Annotated in this window: 12 protein-coding genes; 8 read left to right on the top strand and 4 right to left on the bottom strand. The window is 46.7% G+C overall.

Annotation, left to right across the window (positions count from 1 at the left end; genetic code table 11):
* Window positions 1-189, top strand: a 189-nt coding sequence (locus QUB63_RS34070) for a hypothetical protein (RefSeq protein ID WP_332949810.1), incomplete at its 5' end; no start/stop codon positions are given.
* Window positions 190-222: 33 nt separating this feature from the next.
* Here the strand turns inward: QUB63_RS34070 and QUB63_RS34065 are convergent.
* Window positions 223-1,608, bottom strand: coding sequence for a hypothetical protein (locus tag QUB63_RS34065; RefSeq protein ID WP_332949809.1), 1,386 nt, complete (start codon window positions 1,606-1,608; stop codon window positions 223-225).
* A 577-nt stretch (window positions 1,609-2,185) separates the two neighbouring features.
* Between QUB63_RS34065 and QUB63_RS34060 the strand changes: the two genes are divergently transcribed.
* The 3 genes from QUB63_RS34060 (at window position 2,186) to QUB63_RS34050 (ending at window position 5,895) form a co-directional block, all read left to right on the top strand.
* Complete coding sequence (locus QUB63_RS34060; protein WP_332949808.1) at window positions 2,186-3,742, top strand: metallophosphoesterase family protein; 1,557 nt, start codon at window positions 2,186-2,188, stop codon at window positions 3,740-3,742.
* A gap of 190 nt (window positions 3,743-3,932) precedes the next feature.
* Entirely contained in the window at window positions 3,933-4,661 is a 729-nt protein-coding gene (locus QUB63_RS34055) for a DUF3891 family protein (protein WP_332949807.1), read from the top strand.
* A 241-nt stretch (window positions 4,662-4,902) separates the two neighbouring features.
* On the top strand, window positions 4,903-5,895 hold the full coding sequence (locus QUB63_RS34050; RefSeq protein ID WP_332949812.1) for a YegS/Rv2252/BmrU family lipid kinase: 993 nt from the start codon (window positions 4,903-4,905) through the stop codon (window positions 5,893-5,895).
* 167 nt (window positions 5,896-6,062) lie between these two features.
* Here QUB63_RS34050 and QUB63_RS34045 read toward each other — a convergent pair whose 3' ends face one another.
* Window positions 6,063-6,419, bottom strand: coding sequence for a hypothetical protein (locus QUB63_RS34045; protein ID WP_332949806.1), 357 nt, complete (start codon window positions 6,417-6,419; stop codon window positions 6,063-6,065).
* A gap of 614 nt (window positions 6,420-7,033) precedes the next feature.
* Here QUB63_RS34045 and QUB63_RS34040 point away from each other — a divergent pair.
* Genes QUB63_RS34040 through QUB63_RS34030 form a run of 3 tightly spaced genes read left to right on the top strand, consistent with a single transcriptional unit; the run spans window position 7,034 to window position 12,217 of the window.
* Window positions 7,034-11,527, top strand: coding sequence for an NACHT domain-containing protein (locus QUB63_RS34040; protein WP_332949805.1), 4,494 nt, complete (start codon window positions 7,034-7,036; stop codon window positions 11,525-11,527).
* A 19-nt stretch (window positions 11,528-11,546) separates the two neighbouring features.
* Window positions 11,547-11,786 (top strand): hypothetical protein, encoded by a 240-nt coding sequence (locus tag QUB63_RS34035; protein ID WP_332949804.1) that lies wholly within the window; start codon window positions 11,547-11,549, stop codon window positions 11,784-11,786.
* Window positions 11,774-12,217, top strand: coding sequence for a type II toxin-antitoxin system VapC family toxin (locus QUB63_RS34030; protein ID WP_332949803.1), 444 nt, complete (start codon window positions 11,774-11,776; stop codon window positions 12,215-12,217). The genes QUB63_RS34035 and QUB63_RS34030 overlap by 13 nt, the downstream gene beginning before the upstream one ends.
* A gap of 176 nt (window positions 12,218-12,393) precedes the next feature.
* On the opposite strand, the gene QUB63_RS34025 is transcribed toward QUB63_RS34030, so the two are convergent.
* Together QUB63_RS34025 and QUB63_RS34020 are read right to left on the bottom strand one after the other, a co-directional pair.
* Window positions 12,394-14,121 carry an ABC transporter ATP-binding protein gene (locus QUB63_RS34025; RefSeq protein WP_332949802.1) on the bottom strand — a complete coding sequence of 576 codons (1,728 nt, stop codon included), beginning with the start codon at window positions 14,119-14,121 and terminating at the stop codon, window positions 12,394-12,396.
* An 80-nt stretch (window positions 14,122-14,201) separates the two neighbouring features.
* Window positions 14,202-14,666, bottom strand: coding sequence for an FxLYD domain-containing protein (locus QUB63_RS34020; RefSeq protein ID WP_332949801.1), 465 nt, complete (start codon window positions 14,664-14,666; stop codon window positions 14,202-14,204).
* 211 nt (window positions 14,667-14,877) lie between these two features.
* Here QUB63_RS34020 and QUB63_RS34015 point away from each other — a divergent pair, with 211 nt between their 5' ends.
* Window positions 14,878-15,633, top strand: a complete 756-nt coding sequence (locus tag QUB63_RS34015) for a Uma2 family endonuclease (RefSeq protein WP_332949811.1) — start codon at window positions 14,878-14,880, stop codon at window positions 15,631-15,633.
* Window positions 15,634-15,731 lie beyond the last annotated feature (98 nt).

Raw genomic sequence — 15,731 nt, 5'->3', positions numbered from 1 at the left:
GTTGAAGTAATTCTGTATCGGCAAGTCGATTCTGCGAATCAAGAATCCCCTCGGCTGTCTTCCAGGGGAGTGTCAACTATCAATCTAAAGATTTATGCAAGAGGTCTAATAAGTGCTGTGCAAGAGCAAGCTGGCACTATAAAAGCACAGCTTGCGCTGGATGCTCTTCGGTGCACCTTACAGAAATAGGTTCTGCGTAAGTCCTGATTTTCCAAACATCTGCTAAGAAACTGTTTGGTGAGCTAACTTAACTTTCCCTAAAGCCGTCTTCCTGCTGTCAAAGAGTTTCATAACTCCCGAAGAGATAGTGTCGATGACATCGGGAGCGCAGTAAGAGAGAAACTCTTCTGACGAAATATGACCGGCAAAAAACTCTTGAGCTTTCTTCAAAAAGTTGTCAGTTTCCGCAAAGCCGATAGATTTGATAATAAACGTAGCCACGGGGGAGTTTTTAATATCATAGGGAGATTCTTGATTGCGTCCTATTGCTAACAAATCTAAAACCTCTTTTTCCAACTGACTTTCTAAGGGGTAGGCGATTTGTCGGTTGGGCAAATAATCCTCCAAAACTGATGTTTTAAATCCAGGTGCGCGCAATTCTCCCATCATCGTTGAAAGGGGAATGTCGCGCCCCAAACGGTAGGAAAGAGCTTCCAAAATGGCGATGGTAATTAGCTTGATACCCAGATAAAGTTTAGCAACTGCGATATTTTTTCGAGTTTGGGCAATCATGTGAGCGTAGGTTTCATCGTCCGGCTCTTGCCTAAACTGCTGGAAAACCAGTTCGGGTTTGAGGAAGTTCAAAAATCCTTCCATTTTTTGCAGAGACTTGCGATATCCGGCAACTGTATAGGAATTGACATTGCTCAATTCGTGGTTGGTTTCCGGCATCAAGTTCCAGGTATTGTCTAAGAAATTAGAGGAATTTGCAGAGGCAAAATTCTCTACATCCCGATTTGCTAACCTGACAGAACGCTTGACAATTTCTGCGGTTTCGGCATCAGTCCATCCGAAATCAAAATTGCGATTGACACTTACCAACCGCTGGTGCAAAAGTTCGATCGCGCTCAAACCGCTGGGCGAAAGCGGACGAAAAGGAATAGTAGCCTCGATGCAAGCGGCGATTTCGGCGATTTTGCTCGCTGGCAAAAAAGGCTCCAAAGATTTGCCAGCAATCACGGCACTCAAGAATTCGTTTTGGCCGGCAAACGGAGAGAGAGTTTTACCGGAAGCAAACCCAAAGACACAGGCCACGAGGTGATACATGGCATCGTCGGGGAGTTCGCTTTCATCTCTAATCACTAACTGCGATCGCACTTCTTTGACAAAAGGACAAAGGGCGCTACTAATATTGAAACTGACGCCCTGATCGACTTGCACGTACACGAGGTCGTGAAACAGCGCAGCCAGCACCTCGATCGGATCGACTGACCCCCCGACCTCAAAAATGTGTTCCGACGTGTGAAAGTAGCGCCAAGGCCCCCTCATCGTTTGAATGATTAGCTCTGCTATCTGCTCGAGCTTGGGAATGTCTACTCGACCTCCCAATTGCTCGATCGACGCTACCAAAGCATCCAGACACCGTTTTTGTTCTCCGAAAAGCTCCATTTACGCACCTCCACTACATTCCCTGATTGTCTTGGGCTTGATTGCATGGTATCAAAACGCGCTGCGATCGTGCCATCGCTCGTGAGTGAAAAATTGCAGAGCGCGGTCTGAGGAGGAGAGAGGGAGAGAGGGAGAGGGGGAGAGAGGGAGAGAGGGAGAGAGGGAGAGGGAGAAAGAGGCGAATTAAAAAATCCAAATTTGGCGGCGATTCGCCCAAGTTGGGCGATCGGTATCATCAATTACACCTGACATTAAGTATGGCTGTCGCTTTCGGGTCAGGATGCTTTTTCGAGAATAGTTGAATATGAGGATCGGGGTGACAATACCAGCAATGGTACAGGAGCTCATAGGATCAGAGATTTTAGATTTGGGGATGACAGACTTCATAAGGATTTGGAGCTGACAAAGCAGCAGTTGCATTCTTTTGTGAAACTGGTATCATTGGCGATTTTCAGCTTTTAGACAGAGGTAAAAACCCGCCCGATCGCTGCAATATTAACTAGGAACTCAGCAATTTGGGAGACTAGGTGGCGTGAAATTCGTGTCCGACCCGCGAATAACAGTCAAAATCCGCAAAATGAACGAGCGGGTGCGGTGGCAAGAACAGCCGATCGCCGATCGGGGAATCGACCAAACTAGGATAGTGTTGGAAACTCAAACCAGCGACACTCCAGAGTTTTCGTTTTTAGTCGCAGGCGACAGCGGCACGGGCAACCACCGCGGCCACAACCCCCAGCGGCAAGTTGCCCAACTGATGCTGGCCGAGGGGAGAAGTTGCCGTTTTCTCCTCCACACGGGCGATGTAGTTTATCTCGTGGGTTCCAGCGAATATTACTTGCAAAACTTCATTCGCCCCTACCGAGAATTTATCGTCGGCGGCGAGCAACCATCTCGGATTGCTTACGATCGCATGGTGTTCAACTTTCCATTTTTGCCAGTACCGGGAAACCACGACTACTACGACTTGCCCGTACTCTACGGCATTCTGTCGGCGACAGCTTTGCCGCTGCGCCGGCTGTTGGGTTCCAAATTGGATCTCGATGTGGGCTGGCACGGTTCGGAGATCGGAAATGCCTACGCTAAAGCGTTTCTCGACTACCTCAAAGCTCACAAATTGCCTCTCGAACTCGATCGCCACCTAGACGCCCACTACACCGCCAGCACCAGCACAGGCCGCTGCCTCCGCTACCAACCCGGACGCTTTACCCGCTTACCCAACCGCTATTACACGTTTCGCAGCGGCGGCATCGACTTCTTCGCCCTCGACTCCAATACATTCAACGAACCGTTGCCGATCCCGAAAACCAAACAGGGCGACATTCGCCGCCAAAATTTGGAACTCGATCGCCAGCAGTTGGAAAAAGAAAAATTGGAAATGCTCGCAATGTGCGATCGGCTAAACCCAGAAATTCCCGAAGAAGCCGAACAGCTAGACGACTTGCGCGCCAAATTAGAGCAAGTTGACGAAATCCTGATGGATATTGACAAACAACTGTCGCCCGACAGAAAGGCCGACACCGATGTCGAACAGCTCGAATGGCTCAAACAAAGACTGATTGCATCTTGGCGCGATTCCCAAGTGCGGGGGCGGGTAATTTACCTGCACCATCCCCCCTACGTAACCGAGGCGACAAAGTGGAATCAAGCTCAAACTTTGGCGGTGCGGTTGCGGTTGCGCGAGGTACTCGACGCGGTGGCCGATGCAGTTGGGAAGGAGGCGCGGGGGCGATCGCTAGTAGATTTGGTGCTCACAGGCCACGCGCACTGTTTGGAATACCTGCGGACTGGGGATACCGGACACGGCGACTCTGGGATTAATTGGATTGTCTGCGGGGGAAGCGGGCACAGTCTGCGGCGCCAGCGCCCGGAAGGGCCGGTGTTGCAGGAAGCATCGAGTCCGGAAGCTTATCGGTTGGCGCGGGAACCCGGTTCTGAAACTGCAGGCCGGCAGGTAGCGGAATCTTTGCTATTTGTCGGCCGCAGCGGTCAAGGTTCCCACAAACGCCGTCCTTATTCGTGTTTGCGGATTGATGTTCTTGACGGGACTCCCCCTAAGTTCAGAGTCAGACCTTTGGTTGTCGAACGATTTGAGGGCAAATGGCAGGAAATCGCGATCGAACCTTTTGTCATTTAACTTCGTTTCTAGGTTCGATCGTTCGGACTTCAGTCCTCAGTTTTAGAAGGACGGAAGTCCTCACGATCGAGCCAAATAGTGTTTTCCCGAAGCCAACGGCTTAATTCCTGAGTTTTAAACTCTCTCGATTCTGTCTCAAACGCGGAAATATTCAATTTTTGCACTCAACTTAATTCAGGAAAAAAATTCAATGATTGCCAACTTAACCGCCACCGGCTGGGAAATTATTTACCACCGCGCCCACGCTTTGCTCGCCGCCCAACTTGGCGGACAGTGGAAGCGATCGAAATCTCCGGTTCGCCTCTACGAAACCATAGCCGCGATTTCCCACCACGACGATTTAGAGAAAGAGTGGGAAGAAAATATCTTGACTGAAGCGGGCGCGCCCTTAGATTTTACCTTGGACACGGAAACTTCTCTGCCTAAAATGCGAGGATTGACGGAGAATTCCCTATATCGCGGTAGGTGGGTAGCAATGCTGATTTCTATGCACATGAGCTATCTGAATGAAGGCAAGCGGGGAGAGTCAAAGGAACTAGACGAATTTTTGGACGAACAAATCGAAAATCAAAAAAAGTGGCGCGAGGAGTTGAAGATTTCTAAGGAAGAGGCTCAATCAGCGTATGCTTTTTTCCAGTGGTGCGATCGGCTATCATTAATTCTTTGCTGCCGCGAGTTGCCCGCCGGAGAACGAGCTTTAGAAATTAGTGTCGGTCCCGACGGCAAGCGCTACGATATTGTACAGAACAGCAACGAACTCGTGACTGTAACTCCTTGGCCTTTTGAAGACGATAAATTTACTGTGAACGTCGAAGCCTGCCACTTGGATAAAGTCAAGTTCGACACCAACGAGGAAATCAAGGAAGCGCTGCACAAAGCTCCGCGCGAAGTCTTAGAGTGGACTTTTGTCAAGTCTTAATCAAACCTTTGAAAAATAGGTGAGGGTTGTTGTCGGAGTTTGGCGGGCCTTGCATTTGTGTAAACTTAAGGTTACAGCCATGTCTAAATAAGGGTTATAGTTGAGTCTCGATCCCCCCTAACCCCCCTTAATAAGGGGGGGAGAAGAACACTCAAAGTGGGTGTTATTAAGGGGGATTTAGGGGGATCGAAACTTCGATACAAACGAAAAAAAATCGAGGGTTTCAGTTCAGCCATTACCTATTACCCATTACCAATTACAAACTATGAAACGTTCAGCCTGCCTAATTTTCAATCCCGTCGCCGGCCACAGCGACCCCGACCAAGACTTAGCGATAATTCAGCAACTTTTAGAGCCGTTTATTGACTTAGACATTCGGCTGACAACGCCAGAAGTAGACGCAGATCAAATCGCCCGCGAAGCAGTGAAGAGAGGAGTTGAGGCAATTATTGCTTCCGGGGGCGACGGCACATTATCAGCGGTTGCGGGCGCGATTGTCGGCACAAATATTCCTTTAGGAATTATTTCGCGGGGAACTGCGAATGCTTTTGCGAATGCTTTAGACATTCCGAATACAATTGAAACCGCCTGCGAAACTATTTTGGGAGGGTTGACGCGGGTGGTGGATGCGGGGATGTGCAACGGTGAAATGCCGATGGTTTTGTTAGCTGGAGTGGGTTTTGAGGCGGAAACTGTCGAAATGGCCGATCGCGAAATGAAGAATCGCTGGGGAATGCTGGCTTACATTCTGTCGGGAATCAAACAGTTAAACAATTTAGAAAGATTTGAAGCGGAAATCGAAACCGAAGATAAAATTATCACCGTTACTGCTGTGGCCGTGACAGTGGCGAATGCAGCGCCGCCTACCTCCATTTTAGCTCAAGGCCCGGCGGGGATTATTGTTGATGACGGCTTGCTGGACGTGACGCTGGTGGCGCCTCAAAATAAAGCTGGGGCGATCGCAGCTTCTTATCACCTGTTGCAAACAGCTTTGAGCGGCAATCCTAGCGATCGCGACGACATCGGTTATTTGCGGGCCAAAAAAGTCAAAATTAGTGCCGATCCGCCTCAAAAAGTGGTAGTAGATGGGGAAATTGTCGGCATGACTCCGCTTTCTATTGAGTGCATTCCGGGAGGTTTAACTATTTTCATACCGCGAGTTGAAGAAGAGGTGCCCGTGGAAAAACTGACAGGTTTAGCGGACATCGAAGTTACAATGAAACCCTTAACTTAAAGTTTTTGGTCGCACAAAAACTCACATGACTTAGCGTGGGGGCTAGAAACCCGGTTTCTACGAAAAATTTGCGTTGATTGACGAGAAATCTAGGAAGAAACCGGGTTTCTCAGGTATCGGTGAATCCTGGACTGAATCAGAAAGACCGCGCGGGCGGTCTTTTATTTTTATGCGTCTAAGATTTGGCGAATGCGGCGTTCCAAACGTTCGAGGTCGAGTCCGCCTTCATCGCGGCTGATGCGGCGCACGGTGACGTTAACATTGTTCAAATCTGCCAGCAAATCTTGGAGGATTTCTTGTTGCTGGCGAGCTTGAGTTATTTCGCGCGGTTCCTGCACCAAATCGCGAACAATTGTATCTTCGGCGCGGGAAGCAACGATCGGGTCTGCTTCGCCGTCTACGTGCACGAAAGTGCGCCGGCCCGGGCCCCGTTCTTCTTCAATTGGTATTACTGCTGTTACCCGATCGGAGCGTACATATTTGCCAAATCCGAGGTGGACTAACACGGATGATTGTATTTTCATAGATAGCAAGTTTTATTTGTTAGTTATCTATATTTTAGCTTTTGCATTCAGGATATAACAACTAACATGACCGTTAATTTTACTACAAAATATGTCGGTTTTTCCTCTGTTTTATTATTGTCATTTTTTGTAAAAGGTGCTAATATATCTTGCGATAGTCCGGCATTCCGATCTTCGCACAATCCGACAGTCCGGCAGGGGTTGAAACCCCCGCCTCAAAGCTAAAGTCCTCTGAAGAGGACTGAATAATTTATTCAAAATGCTCCTAGTTGTGAGTTAAAATTTACCAAAAAAATGTTATTGCATATCAAGAGAATATCTGAGTTGAATCAAATGACTAAATAAAATACGATTCCATAGTCCTCTTGAGAGGACTTTCGCTATGAGACAGGGGTTTAAACCCCTGTCGGACTGTCGGAATCTGGCAAATCTCGGACTATCGGATTACTGTCGGAATATGGCAAATCTCGGATTGTGGAAATATCCGACTGTCAGTGCGCGACAGTTGGCTGATGCGTTAAGATAAAATTACAGCAGTTTGCTGCCGCAACGCATTTCAGGGACACAGCCTACCGATTTGAGAATAACTCCCACCGATAAACAGGAAAGCCTCAATGATCCCAATCAGTCTCGACTTAGTTATCAGTCTCTTGACAGCCATTCCCTTCGGCACTATCAAAGACAAGTTTCAGCGCAACGAAACAGTCATCAAAATATTAAAGAGATTTAACCTCAACTCCGACGCGCCGCCAGCCGATTTCACGGGAATCTATGTTTATACTTTAGTAGAGTATGGCGCTGGGAAACCCAAGCAGATTTTAGAACTATTTCGGCAACCAGAGATTAAAGAAGCATTTCGCAAAGCCTTCGAGTGCGACAGCCCAGCTATGCTGGTGAAAGCAGGCGAAAATTATCTGAACGAGTCTGCTTTGGGCAAAGAAATTCGAGATTTAGGCATTGACCCCAGACGGGAATTTATGGCATTTGCTGCCGTATTTATGGAAGTCGCCAAACGGACGCGAACCCTTGGCGAGGTGATGGTGGGAAACGATCTCGCCTCTTTACAAAAACGCCTATCTATGGTACTCGATCGCATCGAACGCCTCCCCACCATAGAAGGAATTCGCACCGAATTTGCACGACTGGAAGCTGAAGATTATCCCGCACTTCCCGCAGCCGAATCAAGCAATATTCAAAAGTCTAAAGTTTTTATTTTATCGCAACAAGTTCGAGGTTGGTTTGAAACATTAAGTTATCGGTTTGAGAAATATGAAAGTTGGGAAGATAACTATTTTGAATGGATTATCAATGTCCCCGTGAGACGCAGGTACGATCGCATTTTAGTGCGCGGAATTGCCGGAGAAGCCGGAATCAGGGACATTTCAGCCTTGCGCGAGTCGGTGGAAAAACAGCGCACCGATGAAGGATGGTTAGTCACCGCCCGCCGCATCAGTCGCGCGGCGCGGGATGAGGTAGAGAAAGCCGAAAATCGCGATCTAGCTTGCTATACCTTCGATGAATTGCTCGACCAAGATGCCGATTTTACCGCTTATCTGAATTGGCTAGAAACAGAAATTACCAGCCGAGGAATTGATACCAAATATGTGCCGCTAGCCTGTACAAAAGAAGAAATTGACCCCGATACTCACCGCAAGATAGGCGTGAGTCATTATGGCGAGCGAGATGGCTGGATCGAAGGTTATATTGACCTGTGGTTGAATGACCCAGTAAAAGAACATATTTCAGTTTTAGGAGAATTTGGGACGGGGAAAACTTGGTTTGCAATGCACTATGCTTGGATGGCACTGCAAAGCTACCGAGATGCTCAAAAACGCGGCATAGAACGTCCGCGTTTGCCGTTAGTAATTCCTTTGCGAGATTACGCGAAAGCAGTTAGCGTCGAGTCGCTATTTTCCGAGTTTTTCTTTCGGAAACACGAGATACCTCTGGCGGGTTATTCTGCCTTTGAACAACTCAATCGCATGGGCAAGTTTCTGCTGATTTTTGATGGTTTTGATGAAATGGCCGCTAAGTGCGATCGGCAAGAAACCATCAACAACTTCTGGGAACTAGCAAAAACCGTCGTTCCCGGCGCAAAAGTCATCCTCACTTGCCGTACCGAACACTTTCCTGAAGGCAAGGAAGGACGGGCATTGTTTAATGCAGAACTGCAAGCATCAACAACCATTTTAACAGGCGAAACTCCCCAATTTGAAGTATTAGAACTAGAAAAATTTAATGACGAGCAAATTCGGCAAGCGCTGTCATTTCAAACAGAAGCTGCGACTGTCGAAAAAGTGATGGGAAACCCGCAACTATTGGATTTAGCGCGTCGCCCGGTGATGACCGAGTTAATTTTGGAAGCATTGCCCGATATTGAAGCAGGAAAACCAGTGGATATGTCGCGGATATATCTGTATGCGGTGCGGCGGAAGATAGAGAGAGATATCAAAGCAGAACGTACTTTTACTTCTGTAGCAGATAAGCTTTACTTTTTGTGCGAGTTATCGTGGGAAATGCTGTCTACCGACCAAATGAGCCTGAATTATCGCGGTTTTCCCGATCGCATTCGCAGCTTGTTTGGTGCGATCGTGCAAGAGGAAAAAGACTTAGACCACTGGCACTACGACATGATGGGTCAAACGATGCTGATCCGCAATGCAGATGGGGATTATACTCCGGCGCACCGTTCGCTGTTGGAGTTTTTTGTCGCTTATAAATTTGCAGCGGAATTGGGAGTTTTGGCCGCAGATTTTACCGAATTAGTTGCGCCGGAACAGTCTTGTTTAGATCGTAATGCAGCGCCTCAAAAATATACTTGGTCTAATTATTGTCAGTTGCAAGCCCAGAAGAGAAATAAGGGTGAACTTATCGCAGCTTTGCAGGGATTTGTTGCTGAAGATTTAGGGCAACTCCGTCAGAGTTTCGGACAAGCGCCGCTGACAAAAGCAGTGATGGATTTGTTGTTACCAATGGTAGGGGCGGTGTCCTCGTGCCGGCCTTGCCTCGATGTAGGGGCAGCTACGGAGGAATTATTGGAAATTGTGGAAGCAACGCGGGGAAAAACAGAAAGTGAGGTAGGTTATGTGGGAGGCAATGCGGCGACGCTGTTGGTGAAAATCGATCGCACTGCGTTAGAAACAAAAGACCTTTCTCGTGCGGTTATTTTAGGTGCTGATTTTACAAATGCGACGCTGCGCCGCGTCAATTTTGCTGAAGCTAATTTGGCTAATTCTGATTTTACTAAAATCTTCAGCAGCGTGCGATCGGTCATATTTAGCCCTGATGGGAAACTGTTAGCTACAGGTGATACTGATGGCATAGTTCGCTTGTGGGAAGCTAGCAGTTTCAGAGAAATATTGACCTGTAAAGGACATACCAACGTGGTGGAGTCAGTCGCCTTCAGTCCTGACGGCAAAATACTTGCTAGCGCCAGTTATGACAAAACGATCGAGTTATGGGATGTCAAGACTGGTGAATGTTTAAAAGTTTTGCAGGGACATACCGAATCAGTAATGTCAGTCACCTTAAATCCCGATGGAAATATACTCGCTAGCGGGAGTTTCGATCGCACGATAAGGTTATGGGATATCCGCACGGGTGAATGCCTCAAAATTTTGCTAGACCATACTAAAGTTGTATTGTCAGTCGCTTTCCATCCTGCTGGTGAGATGCTTGCCAGTGGCAGCGGCGACAATACAGTAAGGCTGTGGAATGTCGGTACTGGTGAATGTGTCAAAACTTTGCAAGGTCATACTAAAAGCGTGTTTTCAGTAGCTTTCCATCCTGCGGGTGAAATACTTGCTAGTGGCAGCGGCGACAAAACAGTGAAGCTGTGGAATATTGGTAGCGGTGAATGTCTCAAAACTTTGGAGGGACATTTCGATCAAATAAAGTCGATCGCCTTTAGCCCAAATGGCGAAATACTTGCAAGTGGCAGTCACGATCGCACACCAAAACTGTGGGATATCAACAGCGGTGAATGCTTGAATACTTTGCAAGGGCATAACGATCGAGTAGGGTCAATCGCCTTCCATCCTGGGGGTGAAATACTTGTTAGCGGCAGTTACGATAAAACGCTGAAGCTGTGGGATATCAACAGCGGTGAATGCTTGAATACGCTGCAAGGGCATAGCAATCAAGTAAGGTCGATCACCTTCAGTCCCAACGGTGAAATGCTGGCCAGCGGCGATGACGCGCAAACAGTCAAGCTGTGGGATGTCAGCAGGGGTGGATGCCCCCAAATCTTGCGCGGACACCTCGATCGGGTAAACTTAGTTGCCTTCAATCCTTCGGGTGAAATACTTGCCAGCGCTAGTTACGACCAAACACTGAAACTGTGGGATATTCGCAGTGGTGAATGCCTCCATACTTTGCCAGAATTTGGCAATGAAACACGATCGATCGCCTTCAGTTCAAATGGTGAAATACTTGCGAGTGCAGGTCATGACCAAACGGTGAGGCTGTGGGATATCGGTACTGGCGAATGCCTCAAAACGTTGGACGGGCATAACAATTCTGTACACTCGGCTGCTTTCAGTCCCTTGGGCGAGATATTTGCCAGTGCAGGTTTTGACGGAACGGTGAGGCTGTGGGATATCCATACTGGTGAATGCCTCCAAATTTTGCAGGCGCATACGGGTGGGGCGCGCGCGATCGCCTTTAGCCAGAACGGTGAAATACTTGCCACTGGAAGTGTCGATCGCACAATCAGATTGTGGGATGTCCGCAGCGGTGAATGTCTCAAAATTTTACAGGGGCATACTGATTGGATACGTTCAGTTGCCTTTAGTTCTTCTAGTGAAATAGTTGTTAGTGGAAGTGTCGATAAAACGGTAAGATTATGGGATATCAGTACAGGTGAATGTCTCAAAATTTTGCAAGGTCATACCAGTAGAATTAACTCAGTTGCCTCCTATTCAGATGGAAAAATTATTGCTGCTTGCAGTCGGGATGGCACAATTAGACTTTGGGATGTTGAGACGGGTGAGTGCCTCAAAATACTGAAAAGTGACAGACCTTATGAAAATATGAATATAGCGGGCGTTACGGGTTTAACGGAAGTTGAAAAAGCCACGCTCAAAGCTTTAGGGGCTGTGGAAAATTGATCGTAGCCAAGGAGGAAATATGCAGTCAGCAATACGGATTACAACCAAAGTTCTTGCAGGAAATAAACTTGAAATTCAAGTGCCGCCTGGTTCTGTGGGCGAAGAGGTTGAAGTTTTTGTGATTATACCAGAAAAGCCTCAAGGCGGACGGCGTAAAGTGTTGGAATTGCTTACAGAAATCCGCAGCCGTAATGTCTCCAGAACTGTTGAAGAAATCGATCGGGAACTTCAAGAAGAAAAAAACTCATGGGACAATTAAACCTACCAACCTCTGCTACAATTTATTTGGATACACAAGTCATTATTTACACCGTTGAAGCTAACCAGAATTACTATTCGCTTCTTCTACCCTTGTGGCTGAAGTTTCAAACAGGTGAAATTGAACTTATGACCAGTGAATTGACGTTACTGGAAACCTTAGTTTTTCCTCTGAAAAATGCTAACACTATCTTAGTCAGTGACTACGAACAACTTTTATTATCCTCAGATATACAGCTAGTTCCCATCACTCAATCTGTACTGAGAACGGCAGCTAATTTAAGGGCTAATACCAATCTCAAAACCCCTGATGCTATTCATGCTGCGACAGCCATCACTGAAGGCTGTACGCTGTTTCTCACCAATGACAATGGATTTCGTAATGTTCCAAATCTATCTGTTGTCATCCTGAGTGATGTTTTGGCATCATAATCATAGGCGATCGCATGAATATCACGGGTGTTATGGGTTTAATAGAATGTAAAAAAGCCATGCTCAAAGCTTTAGGGGCTCAGTCCTAGACCCACGGGTGGTCAGAAACCGGGTTTTTTCGATAATACTTCGTTGAGACGTGCAGAAACGGCTAAAAACCCGGTTTCTAACGTAGCCTACTGACTAAATTGCTGAGCGTAGTAGCCTGCGTAGCGAGATCCCTTTTCCAGCAACTCCTCGTGCGTCCCAGATTCCACAATTCTGCCTTTTTCCAAAACTAAAATGCGATCGGCTCTCCGCACAGTAGCCAAGCGGTGAGCTATGATAAACACAGTGCGATCGCGCATCAATCTTTCCAGGGCTTCTTGCACTAAACCTTCGGATTCCGAATCCAGCGCCGAAGTCGCTTCATCCAAAATCAATATTCTGGGAGCGAGCAGAACTGCACGGGCGATCGCAATTCTTTGTTTTTGACCGCCAGATAAGTTTACACCCCTTTCTCCCACCCAAGTTTGATAACCGTCGGGAAACTCACTAATAAATTGATGGGCGTTGGCAATCTCAGCAGCTTTTTGAACGTCTTTCAGTTCATAATACGATCGCCCAAAAGCAATATTTTGAGCAATCGTACCCGAGAAAAGAATAGTTTCTTGCGGCACAATCCCGATTTGCCGCCGCAGCGTATTTAATGTCACATCTTGAATATCAATCCCGTCGATTAAAATCTGTCCCGCTTGCGGATCGTAAAATCTGGGTAACAAGTTTACTAAAGTGGTTTTACCCGCACCGGATGCGCCGACAAGGGCGATCATTTCTCCGGGAAGTACCAGCAAACTCATACTTTGTAAAATTGGTGTCTCTGAGTTATAGGCAAAGTTAATATTGCGGTATTCGACTTTTCCGGTAACATGGGGAAGTTCGATCGCGCCCGGTTTTTCGACTACTGTTGGTACAATAGCTAATAATTCAAAAATGCGATCGCTCGAAGCTTCTCCCTGCTTGAAATCGCCGTAATTTGCAGTGGTAATTGCGATCGGGTCAATTAACAGCGCTACTCCGGCAATATAACTAATAAATTGAGTACCAGTGAGGTTTCCTTGAGCAATTTGCCAACCACCCAAGAAAAACAGCAAAATCACGCTCATCGCTTCCAGAAAGCCAACTACGACGAATTGAAGAGCTTTTACTCGTTCCGATAAATACTTCGCGCGGCGGTTTTGTTCCGCTTCTTCTGCAAAGCGGGCAATTTCGTAATCTTCAGCCACAAACGCCTTGATTAAACGAATGCCGCTGAATACTTCTGTCAGCAAAGCTGATAAATCGGAAATGCGATTTTGGCTTTGGCGCGAATAACTCAGCAGTCTTTCGCCAAACCAGCCAATTAAGATTGCCATCAGCGGTGCAATAATTAATGCACCCAAGGTTAATTGCCAGTTGAGATAAATCATATATCCCATGACTGCAATTAGCTGCAACACACAAGGAATAAACTGATGAAAAAATTTATTTACGACTTCGCCAATCCGGTCAATATCTTCGGTGAGGCGGTAGGATAAGTCTCCGGTTTTGGCGGTTTCAAAGTAGCCGATATCGAGTTTTTGGAGGTGGGAGTAGACTTTTTTGCGGATTTCTAAAGCAATAGTCAAGGCTGCTTTTGCCATCAGCGTATCTTGACCGTACTGAGCTGTACCGCGAATCAAAAATATAACTGCGCTGAGTGCAGCAATTTGCGCGAATCCTTGTAAATCTCCTTTTCCTATAAATTTGGCTGTTTCGCCCACCAGCCACGCAATTATCGGCCAAAATATGGTAAATACTACGGTACAAGCTAGTGCTTTACCGATGGTTTGTTTTTGGGGGCTGAGGTAGGGTAAGATTTGCCAGTATGTCGATCGAGTTTTCAAGATATTTTACCCCTGCAAGTTCTATTTCTACAGATATCTGAGCCAAAATATGATATCAGCGATCGGGCCAATCGCCACAATCATTCCTGAGCGTCTGCGTGAGTCGCCTGCACCTTAGCCCCCGCAACAACGGCGCCCCGAAAGGCGGCAGACTGTCCGGGTGCAAGAGTAACTGGTTGAGCGTCGATAAATCCGTTGTCAATCAAATTGCCTGAGTCGTCCAAAACTTCATAATTGACTTTGACATTCTTGATTGTTTTGCAGCCTTGATTGATGACTTGACCGCTAAAAAACTTGCCGTCATAATTTGCCTGGGCAATTGATACTTTTGCCGCCATGTTTGCACCAGTAATGCAAGTTTGAGCAGTTCCAGGAGTTGGCTGTTTCTCGCACAGTTTCCCTAAGTCTACTGTTTTGCCGTCGGGGGTTTTCATGTAGCAAAACGGCTCGTCAATTTGTGAAATTTGAATTTTCGTATTTGTAGAATTTGCCAGCAAAGGGCTAACTGAGATTGACGAAATTAGCAAAATTGATAAAACTACCATTAAATGTAAAAAAATCAGATTTTGGGTGGGTTTTTTGTAATATTAATTATACAATAATAGTGACAGAAGTTTTATCGTTATTTAAGCTAGCGCCCATCTAATTTTAACAATCCTGTTTATTTAAACTCTTGTGGGGTGGGCTTCGCAGCACCGCCCGAAAATCCCCTTAGAGTATGTTATAATGAGCTATCAAACTTTAGAAAGTAAAGTCATGGTCGCGACTCAAGATAACCCAAAACAAAAAACGGTAGGACTGACCGTAACTTGGGAGAAGTTGCCAGACGACTTCCAATTAGAAGAAAAACCTGTGGAGAATACAGGTCAACCGCTAATTGCTGGAGCACTGCGAGAAATCTTAGAACTGAGAGGATTAATCGGGCCGCTAATGCTGATTGCTAGCAACTTTGGCATTTGCGCTACTGTCAACGGCGAGTTAGTCATCAAAGCACCAGATTGGGTTTATGTACCTTCGGTACTTCCCGCAGAATCGAGAAGAGACCGCAAAAGTTACACCCCAAACTTGGAAGGAGAAATTCCAACCATTGTCATGGAGTTTTTGTCGGAAACAGACGGCGAGGAATATTCTATTAGACGTACTTTTCCTCCAGGAAAGTGGTTTTTTTACGAACAAATTCTGCAAGTACCAACTTACATAATTTTCGATCCCGAAACTGGATTGCTGGAAGTATATCGCTTGCAAAATGGCAACTATGAACTAGAATTTCCTGATGAGGAAGGTCGCCATTGGATAGCAGATTTTGGTTTGTATTTGGGAACTTGGCGAGGGGAGAAAGAACAGCGTACAGGTTATTGGTTGCGCTGGTGGGATGAAGCAGGAAATCTGCTTTTGTGGGGTGTAGAACAGATAACAGCAGAACGCGATCGCGCCGATCGCGAACGCGATCGCGCCGATCGACTAGCTGAATATTTACGCGCTCAGGGAATTAACCCGGACGACATTGTTTGATAAGTTGTACGCGATTTGTAGAGACGCGGCAATCCCGATATGTGTCAACTTGAGCTGCGAATGTAGTATGAGTCTACGGTTTGACGACTCGGCCCAGA

The sequence above is a fragment of the Microcoleus sp. ARI1-B5 genome (assembly GCF_036705795.1).
GTDB lineage: Bacteria > Cyanobacteriota > Cyanobacteriia > Cyanobacteriales > Microcoleaceae > Microcoleus.
This window is presented reverse-complemented; position numbering and strand designations above follow the sequence as displayed.

Excerpts from the sequence above, each read along its gene's own strand:
- QUB63_RS34020 (WP_332949801.1), bottom strand. The coding sequence starts at position 14,666 with ATGGTAGTTTTATCAATTTTGCTAATTTCGTCAATCTCAGTTAGCCCT.
- QUB63_RS34045 (WP_332949806.1), bottom strand. The coding sequence starts at position 6,419 with ATGAAAATACAATCATCCGTGTTAGTCCACCTCGGATTTGGCAAATAT.
- QUB63_RS34060 (WP_332949808.1), top strand. The coding sequence starts at position 2,186 with ATGAACGAGCGGGTGCGGTGGCAAGAACAGCCGATCGCCGATCGGGGA.
- QUB63_RS34055 (WP_332949807.1), top strand. The coding sequence starts at position 3,933 with ATGATTGCCAACTTAACCGCCACCGGCTGGGAAATTATTTACCACCGC.
- QUB63_RS34015 (WP_332949811.1), top strand. The coding sequence starts at position 14,878 with ATGGTCGCGACTCAAGATAACCCAAAACAAAAAACGGTAGGACTGACC.
- QUB63_RS34040 (WP_332949805.1), top strand. The coding sequence starts at position 7,034 with ATGATCCCAATCAGTCTCGACTTAGTTATCAGTCTCTTGACAGCCATT.
- QUB63_RS34035 (WP_332949804.1), top strand. The coding sequence starts at position 11,547 with ATGCAGTCAGCAATACGGATTACAACCAAAGTTCTTGCAGGAAATAAA.
- QUB63_RS34065 (WP_332949809.1), bottom strand. The coding sequence starts at position 1,608 with ATGGAGCTTTTCGGAGAACAAAAACGGTGTCTGGATGCTTTGGTAGCG.
- QUB63_RS34030 (WP_332949803.1), top strand. The coding sequence starts at position 11,774 with ATGGGACAATTAAACCTACCAACCTCTGCTACAATTTATTTGGATACA.